Annotated in this window: 20 protein-coding genes and 1 pseudogene; 8 read left to right on the top strand and 13 right to left on the bottom strand. The window is 61.3% G+C overall.

The genetic code is table 11. The features are described 5' to 3' along the window. Positions 1 to 188: 188 nt before the first annotated feature. Together HJC04_RS06385 and HJC04_RS06380 are read right to left on the bottom strand one after the other, a co-directional pair. Complete coding sequence (locus tag HJC04_RS06385; protein ID WP_221145350.1) at positions 189 to 1,187, bottom strand: DUF808 domain-containing protein; 999 nt, start codon at positions 1,185 to 1,187, stop codon at positions 189 to 191. Between the two features lie 173 nt (positions 1,188 to 1,360). Then, positions 1,361 to 2,149, bottom strand: coding sequence for a hypothetical protein (locus tag HJC04_RS06380; protein ID WP_221145662.1), 789 nt, complete (start codon positions 2,147 to 2,149; stop codon positions 1,361 to 1,363). A 178-nt stretch (positions 2,150 to 2,327) separates the two neighbouring features. Here HJC04_RS06380 and HJC04_RS06375 point away from each other — a divergent pair, with 178 nt between their 5' ends. After that, positions 2,328 to 3,203: a bifunctional helix-turn-helix transcriptional regulator/GNAT family N-acetyltransferase gene (locus HJC04_RS06375; protein WP_210630906.1), complete on the top strand. Its 876-nt coding sequence runs from the start codon at positions 2,328 to 2,330 to the stop codon at positions 3,201 to 3,203. A gap of 130 nt (positions 3,204 to 3,333) precedes the next feature. On the opposite strand, the gene HJC04_RS06370 is transcribed toward HJC04_RS06375, so the two are convergent. Next, positions 3,334 to 3,987 carry an O-methyltransferase gene (locus tag HJC04_RS06370; RefSeq protein ID WP_210630907.1) on the bottom strand — a complete coding sequence of 218 codons (654 nt, stop codon included), beginning with the start codon at positions 3,985 to 3,987 and terminating at the stop codon, positions 3,334 to 3,336. Positions 3,988 to 4,078: 91 nt separating this feature from the next. Here HJC04_RS06370 and HJC04_RS06365 point away from each other — a divergent pair, with 91 nt between their 5' ends. From HJC04_RS06365 to HJC04_RS06355, 3 genes are all read left to right on the top strand, one after another. Continuing rightward, positions 4,079 to 4,717: a TetR family transcriptional regulator gene (locus tag HJC04_RS06365; RefSeq protein ID WP_221145349.1), complete on the top strand. Its 639-nt coding sequence runs from the start codon at positions 4,079 to 4,081 to the stop codon at positions 4,715 to 4,717. Positions 4,718 to 5,232: 515 nt separating this feature from the next. Further along, positions 5,233 to 6,678, top strand: coding sequence for an adenylate/guanylate cyclase domain-containing protein (locus HJC04_RS06360; protein ID WP_221145348.1), 1,446 nt, complete (start codon positions 5,233 to 5,235; stop codon positions 6,676 to 6,678). 109 nt (positions 6,679 to 6,787) lie between these two features. Next, complete coding sequence (locus tag HJC04_RS06355) at positions 6,788 to 7,054, top strand: hypothetical protein (RefSeq protein ID WP_210631605.1); 267 nt, start codon at positions 6,788 to 6,790, stop codon at positions 7,052 to 7,054. A gap of 116 nt (positions 7,055 to 7,170) precedes the next feature. On the opposite strand, the gene HJC04_RS06350 is transcribed toward HJC04_RS06355, so the two are convergent. After that, on the bottom strand, positions 7,171 to 7,812 hold the full coding sequence (locus HJC04_RS06350) for a dihydrofolate reductase family protein (RefSeq protein WP_210630909.1): 642 nt from the start codon (positions 7,810 to 7,812) through the stop codon (positions 7,171 to 7,173). A gap of 89 nt (positions 7,813 to 7,901) precedes the next feature. Here HJC04_RS06350 and HJC04_RS06345 point away from each other — a divergent pair, with 89 nt between their 5' ends. Beyond that, entirely contained in the window at positions 7,902 to 8,423 is a 522-nt protein-coding gene (locus HJC04_RS06345) for a helix-turn-helix domain-containing protein (protein WP_210630910.1), read from the top strand. A gap of 13 nt (positions 8,424 to 8,436) precedes the next feature. On the opposite strand, the pseudogene HJC04_RS06340 reads toward HJC04_RS06345, so the two are convergent. Further along, positions 8,437 to 8,724 (bottom strand): annotated as a pseudogene (locus HJC04_RS06340) (GNAT family N-acetyltransferase); the annotation flags it as partial. 139 nt (positions 8,725 to 8,863) lie between these two features. Then, entirely contained in the window at positions 8,864 to 9,352 is a 489-nt protein-coding gene (locus HJC04_RS06335; RefSeq protein ID WP_210631606.1) for a BA14K family protein, read from the bottom strand. A 386-nt stretch (positions 9,353 to 9,738) separates the two neighbouring features. Here HJC04_RS06335 and HJC04_RS06330 point away from each other — a divergent pair, with 386 nt between their 5' ends. Further along, positions 9,739 to 10,716 carry a hypothetical protein gene (locus HJC04_RS06330; protein ID WP_221145346.1) on the top strand — a complete coding sequence of 326 codons (978 nt, stop codon included), beginning with the start codon at positions 9,739 to 9,741 and terminating at the stop codon, positions 10,714 to 10,716. A 143-nt stretch (positions 10,717 to 10,859) separates the two neighbouring features. Here the strand turns inward: HJC04_RS06330 and HJC04_RS06325 are convergent, their stop codons facing one another. The 3 genes from HJC04_RS06325 to HJC04_RS06320 form a co-directional block, all read right to left on the bottom strand. After that, the gene (locus HJC04_RS06325) at positions 10,860 to 11,075 is read right to left on the bottom strand and encodes a hypothetical protein (protein ID WP_210630913.1); all 216 of its coding nucleotides are present in this window, start codon (positions 11,073 to 11,075) and stop codon (positions 10,860 to 10,862) included. Positions 11,076 to 11,264: 189 nt separating this feature from the next. After that, positions 11,265 to 11,498: a hypothetical protein gene (locus tag HJC04_RS32210; RefSeq protein ID WP_405047651.1), complete on the bottom strand. Its 234-nt coding sequence runs from the start codon at positions 11,496 to 11,498 to the stop codon at positions 11,265 to 11,267. Positions 11,499 to 11,545: 47 nt separating this feature from the next. Next, positions 11,546 to 12,382, bottom strand: a complete 837-nt coding sequence (locus HJC04_RS06320; protein WP_221145345.1) for an alpha/beta fold hydrolase — start codon at positions 12,380 to 12,382, stop codon at positions 11,546 to 11,548. A gap of 544 nt (positions 12,383 to 12,926) precedes the next feature. Between HJC04_RS06320 and HJC04_RS06315 the strand changes: the two genes are divergently transcribed. Further along, complete coding sequence (locus HJC04_RS06315) at positions 12,927 to 13,883, top strand: S1C family serine protease (RefSeq protein WP_221145344.1); 957 nt, start codon at positions 12,927 to 12,929, stop codon at positions 13,881 to 13,883. 135 nt (positions 13,884 to 14,018) lie between these two features. Here HJC04_RS06315 and dusA read toward each other — a convergent pair whose 3' ends face one another. From dusA to HJC04_RS06295, 4 genes are all read right to left on the bottom strand, one after another. Continuing rightward, positions 14,019 to 15,020 carry a tRNA dihydrouridine(20/20a) synthase DusA gene (dusA, locus tag HJC04_RS06310; RefSeq protein WP_221145343.1) on the bottom strand — a complete coding sequence of 334 codons (1,002 nt, stop codon included), beginning with the start codon at positions 15,018 to 15,020 and terminating at the stop codon, positions 14,019 to 14,021. Between the two features lie 184 nt (positions 15,021 to 15,204). Continuing rightward, positions 15,205 to 15,417 (bottom strand): cold-shock protein, encoded by a 213-nt coding sequence (locus HJC04_RS06305; RefSeq protein ID WP_003540801.1) that lies wholly within the window; start codon positions 15,415 to 15,417, stop codon positions 15,205 to 15,207. A 667-nt stretch (positions 15,418 to 16,084) separates the two neighbouring features. Continuing rightward, positions 16,085 to 16,552, bottom strand: coding sequence for a DUF3828 domain-containing protein (locus HJC04_RS06300; protein ID WP_221145342.1), 468 nt, complete (start codon positions 16,550 to 16,552; stop codon positions 16,085 to 16,087). A 118-nt stretch (positions 16,553 to 16,670) separates the two neighbouring features. Further along, complete coding sequence (locus tag HJC04_RS06295; RefSeq protein WP_221145341.1) at positions 16,671 to 17,057, bottom strand: GNAT family N-acetyltransferase; 387 nt, start codon at positions 17,055 to 17,057, stop codon at positions 16,671 to 16,673. Between the two features lie 395 nt (positions 17,058 to 17,452). On the opposite strand from HJC04_RS06295, the gene HJC04_RS06285 reads away from it, so the two are divergent. Then, a complete protein-coding gene (locus HJC04_RS06285; protein ID WP_221145339.1) occupies positions 17,453 to 18,145 on the top strand; it encodes a hypothetical protein in 693 nt (230 codons plus the stop codon). Positions 18,146 to 18,210: the final 65 nt, after the last annotated feature.

Genomic DNA, 18,210 nt, shown 5'->3' with positions numbered 1-18,210 from the left:
AACATGGACGCAATCTTTGCGGCGCAGCATGCTTACGATGAAAGGGACACTGGTTGATGGTGCCGGCACTTCGAAGCATCTGGTTGCGCCGCGCCGCAGGGCTGGTTCGCGCCAAGGAAGATTTGCGAGCCATCATGGCGCCTTCTGCACAACGCGTGATGTCGCAAGCAACATCTGCTGTCACTCGCTTACGCGGTCCTCATCCTGCGCAGGCGTGCTGCGCACCACCGCCATGCAGGCGCAACGACGTAGCCGACGGCCGGGATGGCTGCAAGGCCGAGGAGGATGCCGACGAGACCTGAGCCGACAGCTTGGACCAGCCAGGAAACCACGCCGCCAACGGCCGGCATTGCATGCGCGGCGCCTTCTCCGGCATCGTGGAGCAGATGGCTCAGCCAGGCAAAGCCAAAGCCTTCGGCGCCGTGCACAATGATGCCGCCGCCGACCCAGATCATCGCCGCCGTCCCGATGAGACCCAGTACCTTGAGAAGATAGGGCATGCCCCGCACAAGGCCGCGCCCGAGCAAGTGCGGGAACGCGCCTGTCCGCGAGCGGGAAGAGCGCTGGGCAAGCCAGAGGCCGAAGTCGTCCGCCTTCACGATCAAGGCGACGACGCCGTAAACAGCGGCCGTGATCAGAGAGCCGACCAGCGCGAGGACCAGCGCCTGCATCGCCAGACCCGACTCCGACAGCGAGCCGAGGGTGATCGCCATGATCTCGGCCGAGAGGATGAAATCGGTTCTGATGGCGCTCGCGACCTTTTCGTCCTCGAAGGTTCTGGGGTCGACGCTGATCGTCTCGAGGGCGTTCTCGTGGGCATGGGCCGCGTGCGGCACGACGAGTTCGTAGACCTTTTCGGCGCCTTCGTAGCAAAGGTAGAGCCCACCGAGCATGAGCAGCGGCGTCACTGCCTGCGGCATGAGAAGGCTGAGGACGAGTGCGGCCGGCAGGAGGAACACCAGTTTGTTCTTGAGAGAACCAATGGCGATTTTTGCGATGATCGGCAGTTCGCGTGCCGCCGAGAGGCCGGTCACGTAACGCGGCGTGACGGCTGCGTCGTCGATCACGACGCCGGCGGCTTTGGCGCCGGCTCTGCCCGCCTGGGCGACTACGTCGTCCAGAGAAGCGGCGGCCGCCTTTGCAAGCACTGCGACATCATCAAGGAGGGCAATCAGGCCGACACTCACAAGCAAACCTCTCATTCAGGGACAATGGCTGGCAAGAATATCCAATCGGGCGACAGCCGGGAAGGGCGCCTCTTCCGATGGTTGGTGGTGCCTGATCAAAAGGTCAGGCATCACCCCGGCGGGACGGAGTACATGGCGTAGATGGGATTTCCTGCCGTGTGCAAGCGAACCGCTCATTCAATCTGGATATGCATATGGTCATCATGACGCGCGGCTCGGCAGCCCTGGAAGCGGACATGGGCATCGGTGATGCCAAGCGCATTCTTCAGATGCGGCTCGATGAAGATCTTCTGCAGGCCAAAGCGTGCGACGCCTTCCGTCGTCAGCCAGGCGATCGCTGCCGCGGTGCGCTGCTCCTCGATCCCGTAGACAGGGAAGAGAGGCTGCAGGGTATCAAAATCCCAACGCGTGGTAAGCCAGTCGTGGCGACCCGCGCAGGGCAGTTCGTCGCCCGGGGCAGGCTCCTCGAAGGCAAAATAGCCGATCGGGGAGCGTGTGGTGCCGTTCAGGAAGGCGCCGTCGGCATCTTTGTAATAATAGGCGAAATCGAGCTTCTTGCCGTCGGCATGAGAGAGATGCGGCAGCAGCGGAAAACCGTTGACGAAGGGAAAGTTCGCATCCAGCGCGACGGTAACGGTACCGGGAAACTGCTTATCCATGTGGGCGGCGAGTGCCCCTGCCAGATCGCGCAGTTCAGGTGTCACGTAGTTGCGGTTGAGCGCGCAGTAGATCGGCGCGCGGATGACCAGCGGATCGGCGGTGCCGGCGAAGCAGGAAAGCGGAACCCGGCCGAATGTGGGTGCGGTGAGGTGCGCGACGAAGGTGGCGCCGGCGTAGAGAAGCAGAAAGAGCGCGAGGTTTGCCGCAAATCGGCGCAGGCGCAAGGCGCGTGCGACGGCAAGCGTTATCAAATAGGCGAGGCCGCCGATCTGGGTGAGCAGCGTCAGAATGATGACGATCATAGCGTGGAGGATAAAGCGGAGCACGGGGCAGCCCTGTGGAGGGGAAGTTGCATTGCCATAGGTGAGGGAGTGAGGATGCGCAAGACGGTCGGCGCACCCGGCTGACACTTCGAGCACTTCGGGTCCATTTTGGCAGCCGGAATTGACAGCGGAATTTATCTGACTTAAGTCAGATAATATGGCTTGCGATCCTGTCGCCCGCGTCCGTCGCTTCAACCGCGCCGTCACCTCCGAAGTCGGCGCTCTGGATACGTCTTTCCTTGGACGCGGTCGTCCGCTCGGTGCTGCTCGCGTCCTCAATTCGATCGGTCGTGGCCAATCGGATGTTGCGGCAATCCGCGATTATCTCGGTCTTGACTCGGGCCTGATGAGCCGTCTGCTGCGCGGGCTGGAGGAGGAGGGGCTGATCGAGACCATCCCGAACGATCGCGATGCCCGTCGCCGCATCACCAGGTTGACCAGCACCGGCGAGTGCGAGTTTCAGGCTTATGAAGCACTTTCCAATGCCCAGGCCGAAGCGTTTCTGGCGCGTCATCGCCGCCCGGACGAACTCCTGCGCGCCATGGATATGGTCGCCTGCTCGCTTGGACGCGACCAGATCGTGCTGGAGGAGAAAGATCCTCGGCACGACGATGCCCGCTATTGCCTGAACGAATATTACGGCGAACTCGCACGCCGTTTCGACAAGGGTTTCGACGTCTCGCTTTCCCGCGATCCTGACGCCAAGGACATGATCCGCCCGCGCGGCGCGTTCCTGGTCGCGATGTCCGACGGCCTGCCGATCGGTTGTGTCGGGTTGAAGGGCAATGGCGGCAAGGTGGCGGAGATCAAGAGGCTCTGGGTCGCCCCTTCCGCGCGTGGCCTCGGGATGGCAAAACGGCTTATGTCGGCTGCCGAGACGATCGCCCGCGAGTTGTCCATCCGGCTCCTGCGTCTGGATACCAACAGCGTTCTTGCCGAGGCACAGCAGCTCTATCGCGGTACCGGCTGGACCGAGATCGAGCGGTTCAATGACGATCCATATCCGGATACGTTCTTCGAAAAAAGTCTTTGAGCGGGACCAGCTTTGTCCTGAGATGGCTGCGTTGGTGCTGTGCGACGCTTGTGCGCGGCGGCGCGGCCTCACCGTTGATGGCGTTGCGGGACATCCAAGGGTGAGGGCGCGGAGCCAGTTGCGAATATCCTCAGACGCGCATCGACAGCTCGATGTCCTCTTCGAACGGGACGGACAGATAGCCAGCGGCGGCGGAGCGAACGCGGGCGAGATATTCGGGACTGAGGTCGGCATTGTCAGCGACGATGAGGGCACCCGGTCGAAGTCGGTCTTCTACCAGCTCCAGGATGTCACGATAAAGGCCCTTGGCGCCGTCGAGAAACAGGAGGTCGATGGTATCAGGAAGATCGGTGCCGAGGGTGTGGAGGGCATCTCCCTCACGGGTTTCGACAAGGTCGATGAGGCCGCCAGCCGTCAAGTTTTCGCGCGCCCGCCTCAGTTTCGACGGTTCGAACTCGCTGGTGATCAGCCGGCCGCCGCCATTGTCGCGCAGTGCTGCAGCAAGGTGGAGGGTCGAGATGCCGAAGGATGTGCCGAACTCGATGATCGTTTGAGCACGGCAGCTGCGCGCCAGCATGTAGAGCAGCGTGCCGGCCTCGCGCGAGACAGGAAGCCAGAGATCCCTCAGGCGCCCGTAAAGGTCGAGATATTCCGTCTTGCTGCTGATCAGGCGCATCCTCTCCTCGCTGGAAAGCTCGGATATGGCGGGGCTCGTCGCCGCAGCGGCTTCTTCGAACAGGCGGTGGAGGAGAGGCGCGAGCGGCGCGGTGGTGAGTGTCGTCATTGGAGGGCTCCTTGGAATGATGAGGTTCTTGCGCTGGGTGAAAAATACGAATATTCCCTCGCGTTTTCCAATCGCATTGCGGAGCGCCGCCATGAGCGACCGGCCAAGTACCCGGATTTCTTCACGAAAGCAGCCTAAGCAGGCCCGCTCGACGGAGCTCGTGGCGGCGATCCTCGATGCTGCTGCTCAGGTTTTGGCGCGTGAGGGAGCCCATCGCTTCACCACGGCGAGGGTAGCGGAGAGGGCGGGCGTCAGTATCGGTTCGCTCTACCAATATTTCCCCAACAAGGCGGCAATCCTCTTCCGGCTGCAGAGCGACGAATGGCGGCAGACGAACGGCATGCTCGCCGATATTCTTGCCGATGCACAACGACCGCCGTTCGAACGGCTGCGCAGCCTCGTTCACGCCTTTCTTCGCTCCGAGTGTGAGGAGGCGGCGATGCGAGTGGCGCTTCACGACGCAGCGCCGCTCTATCGCGATGCGCCGGAGGCGCAGGCGGCGAGGGCGTCGGGAGACCGCATCATCGGGCTGTTCATGGAGGAGGTGCTGCCATCGGTCTCGGAGGCAAGCCGGGCACTTGCCGGTGACCTGATCGTCACGACGCTCGCCACGGTGGGCAAGCAGTTCTCGGAGGCTCCCCGAAGCTTGAGCGAGATCGAAACCTACGCCGAAGCCATGGCCGAGATGTTCGCAGCCTACCTCGAAAAGCTCGAATCCGGGACACTGTGAACTCCTAACAAAGGACCGCATCACGGCAAATGAGAGGCTTTCTGCGAGCCGCCCACGGATTATCGCAACCCTACCACGGCGCAGGGGGCAGCCCTGATGGACCGATTTCTGCTTTCTACTGATGGTCCAACTGCTTCGACAGTTCGACAAAAAGCCCGTCCTGGGCGATGTCCATCTGAACGAGATCGATGGCAACGGTGATGGCGCGGCGTCCTTTCTCTACGCTCATTCTGCAGCAATGCCACAGCTATTTGGACACGCTTGGTTGACGACAAGTCGAGAACAGGACTGCCGAGCGTTCTGGTCCGCTGACGCAGGTAGGATGTCGCAGACAGCGAATGCCGAGATTGGGCGATGTCGAGCGGGAAAAGCTTCTGAAACCCTGGCGTCGCCTTACCGGGCTAATCCGTAAGACTTCTGCTTGGCCAGGCTCCGTTTGATCCGCCCGGACGAGCGTCTGTTATAATCGCGGCGATCCCGGTCGCATGGACCGGCCGAACTTTGCGAGGCGTCAGATGACTGACGTTCAGGAACGGCTCCTCGAGAGCAAGATGACCGAGATCCGGCAGGCCCGGTCCTGGAGTCCGCGGGGCATCGCCAAATTCGAAAGCCTGATCCGCAGCGGTGACGATCTGTCCCTCTACCGCATCAACCCGCTGGCTTTCGCGCACGACGGCGCCATTTCGGAGGCGGAAAGCATCGATCTCTTTCTCCATGCGACGCGCAGCGGTTTGTTCGAGATGCGCTGGGACGTCGTGTGTCCCCAATCCGGAATGGTGCTCGACAGTTTCGGCGCCTTGAGAACGCTGAAGACGCACTATGTCTGCGGCCTGTGCGACGTCTCCGGCGAAACCGACCTCGACGATTTCATCGAGGTCACCTTCACAGTGTCGCCGCAACTGCGCCGGCTGTCTTTTCACGATCCCGGCTCGCTCTCGGTCGAGGATTTTCACTGGAAGGCACGGTTTCTCAGCGATGCGCGACTGCCCGGTCAGCAGGTCCGCTTTCTCGACGTCCTGAAAGGGCTGGTGCGCGGCCTTTCCTTCCTGGCGCCGGGTTCAGTCACGACGATCAGGGCTGAACTCGGCCCAGGTGCGCTTGCCGGCATCAATGTTGAGACCCAGGCGAGCTTTGCGCTGCCGGTTGCAGGCGAGCCCGTTACGGCGCCGGCACTCCTCAGGATTGGGTACGACGGTCGGCATTTTTGCCGCTCGTCCTCAGCGGTTCGGCCCGGTCCGGTCATCGTCGAAGTCGAGAACTCGGCTGCCGTGCGCGGCTCGCTGCTTCTCATCAACTGGCCGACCGAGATTCTGGCGCAGACCACCAAGCCTGTTCTCGATTTCGATCCTTACATGTCGGGCGGGATGCTGCTTGCGCGCCAGACCTTTCGGCGGCTGTTTCGCTCCGAATGCGTTGATGAAAGGGAGGGCCTCGGCATCCGCCAGGTGACGCTTCTGTTCACCGATCTCAAGGGTTCGACCGCGATGTACGAGCGGCTCGGCGATCTCAATGCCTATGCACTGGTGCGTGAACATTTCGCCCTGCTCGGCGCCACGGTGCAGGAGCATTCGGGCGCAATCGTCAAGACGATCGGAGACGCGGTGATGGCGGCCTTCTCCCGCCCGAGCGACGCCATCTCGGCTGCTCTGCATATGCTTGAAGAAATCGAGCGCTTCAACGGCGAGCATGGCGATCCCAGCATCATCCTGAAGATCGGGGCCCATTGCGGTCCGTCGATCGCCGTGACCTTGAACGACAACCTCGATTATTTCGGGCAGACCGTCAATGTCGCGGCACGGGTGCAATCATTGGCCGAGGCCGGCGAGATCTGTCTATCCGAAGCCCTGTTTTCGGCGCCTGACGTCAGCCGGCTGCTCTCCGGACACAGGGCGGTCGCCTTCGAGGCTCCGCTTCGGGGCGTGGAGGGGATGGCATGCGTCTACCGGGTGATGCCGGGCTAATCTCACGTCCTTGATTTATGCATGACTTCATCCCGCGCCGCGGCACCTTCTTGGGCACATGCATTCACCATTTGCAACGGGCAATGCTGCCCAGAAGGAGGAGAATACGATGTTGAAACGCACAGCTGCAGCCATCGTTGTCGCCGCCGCATCCGCATTGCCTGTCCTTGCACAGGATGCGATGATGAAATGCGACGAGGCGTCGATGATGAAAATGGCGTCCGACATGGACGCCATGACCGATCCGGCCATGAAGGAAAAGAAGGAAATGGCCTCCAAGGAGATGATGATGGCCAAGGATTCCATGACGGCCAACAAGATGGACGACTGCAAGATGCACATGAAAAACGCCATGAAAAGCATGGGCAAAATGTGACGCTGATGACACCGGACGAGATGGCCTTGGACCGCCGCCTCGTCCAGGCGGCGGGATGAATGTGTTTCCGGCGGCGCTCGCGCCGGAGAGATCGCCGGACTGAACCGGCGGCTCGGTTATTTCGCCAGCACGAGATGCGTGGCTTTTTCGCTGGCGACATGCTCGGTGACGCGGAAGCCCAGCGCAGGAAGATCGATGCCTGCAAACATTGCTTCGCCCTTGCCGAGCACGACGGGCGACACAGCGAAATGCAGTTCGTCGATCAGACCCGCCTGCAGATATTGGCGGACGGTCGCCACTCCGCCGCCGATCTTCACATCTTTATCGCCGGCCGCCGCCTTCGCCTGGTCGAGCGCCTCATGAATGCCGCCGGTGACGAAGTGGAAGGTGGTGCCGCCCTCCATGACGAGCGGTTCGCGTGCATAATGGGTGAGGATATAGGTCGGCGCATGATAGGGCGGGTTCGGCCCCCACCAGCCTTTCCAGGCATCATCGGGCCATTCGCCGCGGATCGGGCCGAACATGTTGCGCCCGAGAATGAAGGCGCCGAAATTGGCCATGGCGCGGGACGCATAATCCTCGTCGATGCCGGAAGAACCGTCGTCCTTACCCATCATCGCGCGGAAGGTGCGCGTGTGGAAGAACCATTGAAACATTTCCGGCCCGCGCTTTCCGAGCGGATCATTCAGGCCCTGCTCCGGCCCGGCGCCGAAGCCATCCACGGAAACGGAAAAACCCGCGACGCGCACCTTGGACATGCTTTCCTCCATCTGATTGCGAATTGAAACTAGTTGTTATCTCGCACAAGTGATCCTATAATGCAACTGGTTTCTGCAGGAGATGCTTCGTGGATATAGAATTGCGGTCCGGCTGTCCGATCAACCTGACGATGGAGGTGCTGGGCGACCGATGGAGTCTGATTATCATCCGCGACATCATGTTCGGCAACCGCCGGCATTTCCGCGATCTGCTCAATCATTCGGAGGAGGGGATCGCCTCCAATATCCTGGCGGCGCGGCTGAAGCGGCTGCTCTCGCTCGGCTTCATCAGCAAGCGGGACGATCCGAGCCACAGCCAGAAAGCAATCTACAGCCTGACGGAGCCGGCGATCCAGCTCGTTCCCCTCTTCGCCATGATCGGCGCCTGGGGCAGGCGTCACCTGCCGGTGAGCGAGGATCTCAGCATCCGCGCCGAGTTGCTGGAAGAGGGCGGTCAGCCGCTCTGGGACGAATTCATGGAGGATCTCCGGCAGATCCACATCGTTGATCCGATCGGCGGGGCGAACGGGACAGTGACCTCGCCGGTGTTGACGCGATTGACGGCGGCGTTTCTGGAGGTGCGGGAGAAGATGGCGGCTGAGGTGGCGTGATTTAGGCGAAGGGCATGTTGCCGTAGAATTCGCCGTCCCAGATCCAGAAGAGAAGGACTGTCAGCAGCGGTCCCGACACAATGCGCGGTTTGCCGCCGACATTGAGATCGTCGAGGAATTTTGGTCGGTCCTGGCGCCGCCGCTGGAGTTCGCCGCGGATATAGGCTTGATCGCTGGCACGACGGGGATCTGAAGACCAGCCGGCGGCGAGCGCGGCTTCGAAGCCCGTGAGGTTATCCAGTTCGGGCGCAAGCAGGACGACGCGGCTGGCGGGCGGCGTCATGGCGTCTGCTGATGTCATAGATCACCTTGCAGATGCAGCCGTTCGGAAAGATCTTCGGGAAACAAGCACGACAGAGCGCTGATGCGAAGCGTTTCCGTGGCAGCAGAAAGCACCGCATCAACGGGCGGGGCCTTCTCTCAGTACCGGCTGACTGAATTTACTGGCACTGGCGGCGTGGGCCGTAGTTAGGCTGGTAGGTGTTGTCCGAGGCGCGGTACGACCGATAGCGGGCGTAGCAATATTCAGCATGCGAGCTGTAACCACGTGAACTGTAGGCGCCGGACTGCGAGGCGATTATGCCGCCGATGAGGGCGCCTGCCGCCAGGCCGCCGATGATGGCGCCGGTGTTGTCGTGGTGGTGCCAGTGGCGGTGATAACGGTGGTCCCAGCCGTAGCGGTCGTCACGATAGGCGTGACGACCACGGTAGTAACGTCGGTCGCCATAATATCTGGGGCGCTCGCCGTAGTGTGAACAGACGATCGAGAACCTGCTGCAACCGACAGTCATAATTCGAGCATCGGTAGTTGCCTGTGCCGGCTGCGCCGCCTGTTGTACCGGACTCGGCACGAAGTTTGGGCCTGCGGATGCCGGCATTCCGGAGAATGCCGTCCCTATCGACAGAGCAATGATGGCCAATCTTTTCATCTCACTCACCAGGACACATGGAAGGACAACGCGGATTGAGAAAATAAGTTTCATTTGGGAATTCTGAACAGCGACCTATGTGCGTATCCGCTAACGCAATGAGACTGGGCGGCTGTGCTATTGCGATCGTTACGGTGGTAGGGCCGCGCCTCTCTGAAAGCGCGCAACGGAGATTATCTCATTTGAGCGGACGCATCAGGTCTTCCAGGCGTCGAGGCGTGGGCGGGGAAATGGGATCTGCTAAGGGATAAGCCTCCCACTCTCGGCCAGGACGACCGGAATTCGCAGGAAGTTCAAATTGCAAGGAGATCTTAAACTGGTTCTTATGGAGCTGCTGCTTCAATACCTGACATGTAACGCGTCACCTTAATGTCAGAAAGACTACCATGCAGCTTTCCAGAATCATCGGCCTTCTCTGTCTATCCACCAGCCTTGCGCTTGCGCCTCTCAACATCGTCTTTACCGATACATCGCCCGCCTTCGCAAAAGGTGGTGGCGGTGGCGGCAACGGCGGTGGCGGTGGTGGTCACGGCGGGGGTGGTGGCGGTGGTGGTAACGGCGGCAGCGGTGGTGGCGGCGGCAGCCATGGCGGCGGCGGTGGAAGCAGCGGCAGCCACAGTGGCGGCAGCAGCAAGAGCGGCGGCGGAAAGGATAGCGCCAGCTCCAGCGGTAAGACGACCGGCAGCCGCAGTGCGAAAACTTCGGGCAAGTCGGTCCAAGCCGGCAAGACGAAAACGACCAAGCAGACCGTCAGCACGAAAGGCGCGGCCAAGAAGACGACTATCGCCGCAGCGCCTGCGACTCGGCCCGCGAAGAAGCCCACGGCGGAACTCGCGGGACTGAATTCGCTGAAGCGCAATTACCACGCGCTGATGAATACCGCAGACCCCAAGATGGCAGCGATTTCGGCCTATGCTACCGCCTATGCGCAATATGAATTGGCTAATGGCGTTGCGCCGCCCGCGGACGATCCTGTTCTCGGCGACGCCGCTCTGACGGCAGCACTGGCTTCGGCGACCAAGACGGGCACGCTCAGCCCCGAAGCTTTGGCCTGGGCCAAGGAGACGCTCGGCATCGGCACGGCTGTCGGCACGATCGATCAGATGAGAGACGCGTTGGCGGCTGCGGCGCCGGTCGCGGAAGAACCGGTGGCGGAGACCCCGACGGAGACTCCGGCAACCGAGACTCCGACTGGCGAAACCGCCGAGGGGAGCGAGACGACAGATCCTAGCGCGACCGCAGAAACGCCGGAAGCCGAGACGGGCAGCACGGAAGAATTATCGGGAACGACCGAGTCGGCGCCGGCTGTCGATTCAACCGAAACCTCGGCCACAGCAACGAGTACCGAGGCGACCGGCCTCTAAATCACCGGAAATGGCTAGCGTATCGGCTCGAAATCGGAATAGATTTTCGAGCCGATACATAGATTCAGAGTGTTAGCGCGCCCTTTGTGCGTCTGAAGCGGGGATCATGGGCAGAGGTTTCGCGAGGAAACTGACGCGCGCGGTCAGACGCGCTTCCCACCAGCAAGCAGTCGAAGCTGGTCTTCATCATGCACACCCTGCCGATAAAGCTCGATGATCAGAGCTCCGAGACGATCGGCGTCCCCGCCTGATCTGTCAATATCGAGCCCGCTACACAGGGCTTCATGCACACGCCTGCAAATATCCAGATCTGCGGAGGCGAGTGGTTCGTCACGCGTGCTGAAAAGCTTGTCTGACATCGCAATCAGCCCTTTTGGGATGCCGTGAATCGCTATTGTGCAAAAAGATAATTTCGCAGCCTTTGCTCTGCAAGATGGGCGAACGTCCGAAATCAGAACAATATGGCAGCCACGGCAGGCGCGACGCCAAGGGATCAAGTTGAAATCAATCGGCGCCTCGACCTGATGGAATAGGCGGGGAGAAGATCTCTATTTGGCCGCGGGATCCTTACCGCCCTGCTGCGACAGGCGCAACTCTTTCAGGCGTTTGGTCTTTTCCCGGCGAGCCCGCTGCTCCGCCTCGATGGTTTCCTTTGCGGCTCGCTCGGTATTTTCGAAACGATCCTGACGGTAAGCCTTTGATGAGGGTTCACGTTCTCTTGTCATGGCGGCTAAACGCAAATCGACGAAAACGGTTTCATGATAAAACCGTTTTGCCGAAATGCAGCGCGGCCGGCGGACGCCTTCCCAGCGCCCGGCGACACGTCGGATCAGCCTTTGATGAAGGCGAGGATGTCGGGATTAATGATATCGGCATGGGTCGCGCACATGCCGTGCGGGAATTTCTCGTAGACCTTCAGCGTCGCATTCTGCAGAAGTTTCGACGAAAGCAACGCGGAGTCGGCGATCGGCACGATCTGGTCGTCGTCGCCATGCATGACGAGGGTCGGAACCGTGATGATCTTCAGGTCTTCGGTGAAGTCGGTTTCCGAGAAGGCCTTGATACCGTCGTAATGCGCCTTGGCGCCGCCGATCATGCCCTGGCGCCACCAATTGTTGATGACCGGTTCCGACACTTTCGCCCCCGGCCGATTGAAGCTGTAGAACGGGCCGGCGGGAAGGTCATGATAGAATTGGGCGCGGTTAGCAGCGAGCTGTCTGCGCAGGTCGTCGAAGACTTCGATCGGCAGGCCGCCGGGATTGGCATCGGTTTTTACCATGATCGGCGGAACGGCGCCGATAATGACGAGCTTGGCGACTCGGCCCTGTGGCTGGCCGTGGCGGGCGACATAGTGGGTCGCTTCGCCGCCGCCGGTGGAATGGCCGACATGGACGGTATTCCTGAGATCGAGATGATCGACGACGGCTGCGGCATCGGCAGCGTAATGATCCATATCGTGGCCGTCGGCCACCTGGGTGGAGCGGCCGTGGCCACGCCGATCATGGGCGATGACGCGGTAACCCTTGTCGAGGAAGAAGAGCATCTGCGCGTCCCAGTCGTCGGAGCACAGCGGCCAGCCGTGATGGAACATGATCGGCTGGGCGCTCTTCGGCCCCCAATCCTTGTAGAAAATCTTGACGCCGTCCTTCGTTGTAACTGTGCTCATCTCATGGCTCCTTGTGGTTGGATCTGACTAAACAGGCTGCTGCAGGCGGGATTGGCAGCGCCACGAGCGCCGTGACGCCAATGACAGGATAAGAAAGTCGCGCTGGGGGATGGAAGCGACAATATGATGATGTTCTTATTGAATGCCTCGTTTTACTCTATTGATATGACAGAAGTTTGCATGATCAGTTGCCAGAACCCTCAGAGCCCTGTTAACCGGTGACGGCGACGCAATAGGGCGGTCCTTACCCGACTGCTTTCGCGCCGCGACATTCTTTGATCACGGTAGCTCGGCAGCGCAGTATAGGCGGCCGAGCTAACGGGCAATGTCCGCAATGAGCCACGTTATTCCGGTTCGTTCAATCTATACGTTCGGGTAGGTGTGTTCCGCCCACCATTACCTTGTGCCGGATGAAGCGCGCTGACGCTCACTTGAACAGGGATCGACGCCCAACCATCTAATCCCTCACAACAACGTCATGGCGACGATCGCATCCGCGATTGCTTTGCCGGCGGCGGGAAGTCTGCCGCCTGAGGATCAACACATGGGTTACATGGATAAGGATATAGTGCCCCAGAAAGACGGGGCGCTGATCGATGCCTATTCGCAGTCGATCGCAGGAGCAGTCGACGTGGTCGGCCCGGCGGTCAGCCGGATCGAGCGGGTGGGAGGCCGGCAGGGACATGGGTCGGGCTTTGCCGTATCGCCCGACGGACTGATCATTACCAACAGCCATGTCGTCGACGACGCCAAGGTGGTTCGCATCACGACGCCTGACGGATTCGTCACCGAAGGCCGGGTGCTCGGTCGGGATATCGATACCGATATCGCGCTTATTCGGGCCAATGCCAGCACCGGCGCCTGGGCGAGACTCGGCGATTCCCAGCGTCTGCGCAGGGGCCATATCGCGATCGCGATCGGCAATCCGCTGGGCTTCGAATGGACCGTCACTGCCGGTATCGTCTCGGCGCTCGGTCGGTCGATGCGGGCGGCCAGCGGCCGGCTGATGGAGGATGTCATTCAGACCGATGCCGCGCTCAATCCCGGCAATTCCGGCGGGCCGCTGGTGTCTTCCGGCGGCGAGGTTATCGGCGTCAATACCGCCGTCATCCAGGGTGCACAGAGCATCGCCTTTGCCGTCGCATCGAACACGGCCAATTTCGTGGTGTCGGAGCTTCTTCGCTATGGCCAGGTCAGGCGCGCCTTTATCGGCATAGCAGGCGACACGATCGTGCTGCCGCGACGGGTCGCACTCGCGGCGGGTATGGTTCAAACGACATCCGTCCGCGTCCGCAGGGTCGAACCGGAGGGGCCGGCGGCAAAGGGCGGGCTGCAAGAGGGCGATTACATCCTCGCCATCGACAGCAGCCCGGTCGGCGGCGTCGACGATATCGTCAGGTTGATGGATGGCAGCAGGATCGGCAGGGAGACGGAGATTTTGGTTTTCTCGGTAGCCGGCCGGATTGAGAAGAAGACATTGCTGCCAATGCCGCGGTCATGATGACTGTTGCCACGGAACGTTGCCGGCAGCCGCAGCTTACCAAATGAGCGCGCGACCGCGACTGGCTCGTTGAGAAGGCGCGCTCCAGGCGCCAGCCATGACTTGCCGGTGAAAGAGAGACACTGTTCCGTCACGTCAGGCGCTGACCGCCTCCGTCTCCATGCCGGAAAAGTCCACTGCCGCGAAAGCCGCCGCCAAGACCTCCGGTCCGGCACCGCTTTTTGCCGCGTCGGTAGAGAGGATCTGGCGGTAGCGCCGTGCCCCGGGCAGGCCGGTGAAGAGGCCGACCATGTGGCGGGCCACCTGCTGCAGCCGGCCGCCGCCGGCGATATGGCGCTCGGCATAAGCCATCATCCGGTCGCACAGCGCCTGCCAGTCGGGCTCGGCCGCCGGCGCGCCGAAGAAGCGCCGGTCGACGTCGGCGAGGATCGTCGCGTTCTGGTAGGCCGCCCGGCCGAGCATGACGCCGTCAACATGGGCGAGATGCTCGGCGGCCTCGTCGAGCGTGCGGATGCCGCCGTTGATGCCGATGAACACATCGGGCCAGCGCTGTTTCATCCGGTAGACGATCTCGTAGTCGAGCGGCGGGATCTCGCGATTCTCCTTAGGACTCAGGCCCTTCAGCCAGGCCTTGCGGGCATGGATCCAGATCGCGTCGGCGCCGGCATCGAGAACGCGCGTGATGAGTTCCGGCAGCGCCTCTTCCGGCGCCTGCTCGTCGACGCCGATCCGGCATTTCACCGTCACCGGCGCGGTGGCGACCGCCTTCATCGCCGCGACGCATTCGGCCACCGTCTCCGGCGTCAGCATCAGGCAGGCGCCGAAGGTGCCCGATTGCACGCGGTCGGAAGGGCAGCCGACATTGAGGTTGATCTCGTCATAGCCATAGGGTTCGGCGATTTTCACCGCCTCGGCGAGTTTGAGCGGATCCGAGCCGCCAAGCTGCAGCGCCAGCGGATGCTCGGCGGCGTCATGGCCGAGCAACCGCTCGCGCGGGCCATGGATGATGGCGTCGGCCACCACCATCTCGGTATAGAGCAGCGCCTGCCGGCTGATCTGGCGGTGGAAATAGCGGCAATGCCGATCCGTCCAGTCGATCATCGGGGCGACCGCAAATATCGGCCTCTTCTCAGTCATCGACGATCCATTGTTCCTTGTAGCCGCGGCGCCTCAATGTTGGCACCCTGCATCGCCGCTCGGGCGAGATCATCATTAAGGGCGCATATAGCACCTGGCCTTGCGATCGACAAATCCAAGCGTGGCAAACAAAAACGGCGCCCTTTTCAGAGCGCCGTTCCTGCCGCCGAAGCGATAATCTAGCTTACGAAGCCGAGATGTTAACAGCCTTCGGGCCTTTGCCCATGCGGTCCGGCTCGGTGTCGAAGGTGACCTGCTGGCCTTCGCGCAGCGACTGGATGCCAGAAGCCTGCAGCGCAGAGATGTGGACGAAAACGTCCTTTGCGCCGCCGTCCGGCGTGATGAAACCAAAACCCTTGTCCTGGTTGAAGAATTTTACGGTGCCTTTGGTGGCCATTGGGATAGTCCTTTTCCCTTAGTCTGTCTAGTATCCGCGCCCCCGAGAGGAAGCGGACGGCTTTAGCTTTCGCCCCGATCGATTGGGACGAAGGGTCAGTCGGAGAAGTCACGTACGGGGAAAGAACGTCTACGCAGGCGGGTATTCCCGCGCCCCTTCCGTAACGGAAGAGTACCACATCAGTCCAGTCACCGGCATGCAAATGCCCGAGTAGGTGGATTGGTGCCATCATTTCGGTCAAAATGCAAGCGCCATTATTGTGGCATGTCCTTTCTCGTGACAGGAAATGCCGAAGATTCAGTTACTTGACGAAAAGTTAGCAGATCCTTGCACGCCTGTGCCATATCGGGATTTCGTCCCGAAACGGGATGAGGGTCGCTTCGGTGGCCGGCTATGGATTTTGCGGAGCGGCGGTCGGAGCGGCAGGCCTCAGGTGAAGAGGATCGCAGAGCCTGCCTCCGGTGTTCTTGGCGCCGTCTTTGCTCCGGCCCTCATCCTGACGTGCGTAGCCCGCAGGGCGAAGCCTCGAAGGACGGGGGCGGCCACCGGCGCCATTGCGTTCGATTCAGCATAGGGGCTTTGTGGAATACAGGTAAGGAGTTGCACGTCCGCCCTCGTGGTTGGAGACGGCCCTCACCATGAGGGCTCTCTTTTGACGCCTGCGGTTTTACTGCGCATCCCCCAGCAATGCGCTCAGGCTCCAGGGATTGTCGCCCTGCTGATCGGCGATGTCATCGACCTTCCAGCCGCCATGCTCGCGCACCAGGCTGTAGAAAAGCGTTACCTCCTTGCCGTTGTCGAACTGCACCTCCACCTCGGCCTTGTCGTCCAACAGGATCGGCTGCCCGATCCTGACATTGCTTGCCTCGCCATCCTGGCCTGCAATGACGGGATCGAAATCGACCGCGCCGACATCGCCCTCGGGCGTGTTGTCGAGATCGGCCTGGAGAAGCTTGTTCAGATGGTCGGAAAAGAAGATCGAATAGGGCGAGGGCGCCTCGGCGTCGCTCTTGTCGGTGTCGTAGCTGTAAAGCGCCTTGAGCAGCGCCTTCGGCGTCTTGTAGGTCTCCGCCAAGGCGGGCAGGGCCGCGAACGCCGAGATGGCGAGGGCGAGGATGACGGTTGGCAGACGCATGCAGGCTCTCCTCCGATGAGCAGAGAATCATAGCCGAAACGAGCGTTGAGGTGGAGCGGCATTTTCTGAGATGCCGCGACGTGACAGCCGGCCTTGCAGACCGAAGGAGGGCGGCATGTCAGGCCAGCTTGATGAGGCCTGCCTCTGTCGGCCTGAATTCGCAGTTGCGATAGAAGGAGGTGAGGTGCGGTTCGAAATCGACGTGCAGCCATTCGGCGCCTCGCTCACGGGCAATCGTCGTCGCTTCTTTGACCAGCCGCGTCGCAATGCCTTGCCGGCGCATGCCCGGGTGAACGCAGGTATCGAGGATAAAGGCATGAATGCCGCCATCCCAGGCGACATTGACGAAGCCGACGAGCCTGTCATCGTGATAGGCGCCAATGTGAGCGAGGCTGCGAGGCAGGATGCGGGAGAAGTCAGGTGCTTCCGGCGTGTTCCAGGCTGCGGACCAGAGGCTGGTGAGTTCGGCGGGCGGGGGAAAAGGGTCGATGCGCAGGTCTGGCATGGCTGCTCCCGTTCGCTCATGGCTTCAGTTGCCGGGGCTGTTATCCGACAATTTCGCCCGCTTCGCAACCGATCTGCCGGACGCGAAGCGTATTCCAGCGCGCACAACTGACGCTTTGTTGACCGGATACTGTTCCGGAACATAATAAGAACATCTGAGATCTTTCCCGACCGAGCTGATGACGATGTGGAAGATCGGCCGATGCCCCGGCTCGCCCAGGAATGACGGGCTCGAGATCATCGAGGAAGTCGAGGACGATCCGGAGCCGACGTTGATCTAGGGCAAGTCAGGCAAAGGCCGTGGCGGTTTTGCGTCCGGAATTGCTTTGATTTCACCGGCTCGGGCGGGAGCCATTCACGAAACCATGCGGCAAGACACGAGGAGAAGGACAACGCATGCCAGACGATGCCGGAACGCTGTTACGGTCATTCCTCAACAACGCCCTTCGCAGGCAGACGCAGCGCCGGATCCGGGATTTCGGCGGCTATGAGATCGGCAAGCGCCGGCAGCCTGGTGTCATCGATGCGATCGCAGACGAGGTAGCCGAATTCCTCTGCACCTATCTCGATATCAAGGCGAACGGCCGACCGGCGACCAGGGAAGGCGTGGTCTTCGCCATCGCCCTGGCACTGGGCAATCTGCCCGATGATCTCGCCTACAGGCTGACATCCCGCGACGACGATGGGTGGAGAACCGTCTGCGAGTCCGTCGCTGTTTTCCTGGAAGGCTGCATGACGTTCGACCAGAAGCACTATGACGGCTCTCTGACGGCGCGATCGAATTATAACGGCTGGAAGGACTGGGAGGTGATCGTCAGCGGCGAGAGACCGAGGGGCAAATGGCGCCACGCCTGGAAGGAAAAGCCGGGCGACGATTTCATCGGCTTTGACGGCGAAACCTGCATGGGGCGGATCTTCAAGATCGATTTCACCGGCTCCGACGAGCGCTGGTACTGGCTGATATCAGCCGACGGCAGCCCGCGCCACGGCTGGCCGGCTGCGGGGTACGAGGCGAGCGCCAGGAGTGCGGCCTGCCGGGTAGAGCGGATTTATTTTGCCTTGGCGAAGGGGGAGGCGAGAATTGTGTAGAGGTGAGGGTGGAGGCGGTACTTGGGTAGACTAGTTGGCTCTCTCCAGGTCGGGCGAGGGGCGAC

The sequence above is a fragment of the Rhizobium sp. NLR8a genome (genome assembly GCF_019685235.1).
In the GTDB taxonomy this organism is placed as follows: Bacteria; Pseudomonadota; Alphaproteobacteria; order Rhizobiales; family Rhizobiaceae; genus Rhizobium.
Note: the sequence above shows the minus strand (reverse complement) of the source record. Positions and strands in the feature narration are given on the sequence as shown.

Excerpts from the sequence above, each read along its gene's own strand:
- HJC04_RS06380 (WP_221145662.1), bottom strand. The coding sequence starts at position 2,149 with ATGATCGTCATCATTCTGACGCTGCTCACCCAGATCGGCGGCCTCGCC.
- HJC04_RS06375 (WP_210630906.1), top strand. The coding sequence starts at position 2,328 with ATGGCTTGCGATCCTGTCGCCCGCGTCCGTCGCTTCAACCGCGCCGTC.
- HJC04_RS06370 (WP_210630907.1), bottom strand. The coding sequence starts at position 3,987 with ATGACGACACTCACCACCGCGCCGCTCGCGCCTCTCCTCCACCGCCTG.
- HJC04_RS06365 (WP_221145349.1), top strand. The coding sequence starts at position 4,079 with ATGAGCGACCGGCCAAGTACCCGGATTTCTTCACGAAAGCAGCCTAAG.
- HJC04_RS06360 (WP_221145348.1), top strand. The coding sequence starts at position 5,233 with ATGACTGACGTTCAGGAACGGCTCCTCGAGAGCAAGATGACCGAGATC.
- HJC04_RS06355 (WP_210631605.1), top strand. The coding sequence starts at position 6,788 with ATGTTGAAACGCACAGCTGCAGCCATCGTTGTCGCCGCCGCATCCGCA.
- HJC04_RS06350 (WP_210630909.1), bottom strand. The coding sequence starts at position 7,812 with ATGTCCAAGGTGCGCGTCGCGGGTTTTTCCGTTTCCGTGGATGGCTTC.
- HJC04_RS06335 (WP_210631606.1), bottom strand. The coding sequence starts at position 9,352 with ATGAAAAGATTGGCCATCATTGCTCTGTCGATAGGGACGGCATTCTCC.
- HJC04_RS06330 (WP_221145346.1), top strand. The coding sequence starts at position 9,739 with ATGCAGCTTTCCAGAATCATCGGCCTTCTCTGTCTATCCACCAGCCTT.
- HJC04_RS06325 (WP_210630913.1), bottom strand. The coding sequence starts at position 11,075 with ATGTCAGACAAGCTTTTCAGCACGCGTGACGAACCACTCGCCTCCGCA.
- HJC04_RS06320 (WP_221145345.1), bottom strand. The coding sequence starts at position 12,382 with ATGAGCACAGTTACAACGAAGGACGGCGTCAAGATTTTCTACAAGGAT.
- HJC04_RS06315 (WP_221145344.1), top strand. The coding sequence starts at position 12,927 with ATGGGTTACATGGATAAGGATATAGTGCCCCAGAAAGACGGGGCGCTG.
- dusA (WP_221145343.1), bottom strand. The coding sequence starts at position 15,020 with ATGACTGAGAAGAGGCCGATATTTGCGGTCGCCCCGATGATCGACTGG.
- HJC04_RS06305 (WP_003540801.1), bottom strand. The coding sequence starts at position 15,417 with ATGGCCACCAAAGGCACCGTAAAATTCTTCAACCAGGACAAGGGTTTT.
- HJC04_RS06300 (WP_221145342.1), bottom strand. The coding sequence starts at position 16,552 with ATGCGTCTGCCAACCGTCATCCTCGCCCTCGCCATCTCGGCGTTCGCG.
- HJC04_RS06295 (WP_221145341.1), bottom strand. The coding sequence starts at position 17,057 with ATGCCAGACCTGCGCATCGACCCTTTTCCCCCGCCCGCCGAACTCACC.
- HJC04_RS06285 (WP_221145339.1), top strand. The coding sequence starts at position 17,453 with ATGCCAGACGATGCCGGAACGCTGTTACGGTCATTCCTCAACAACGCC.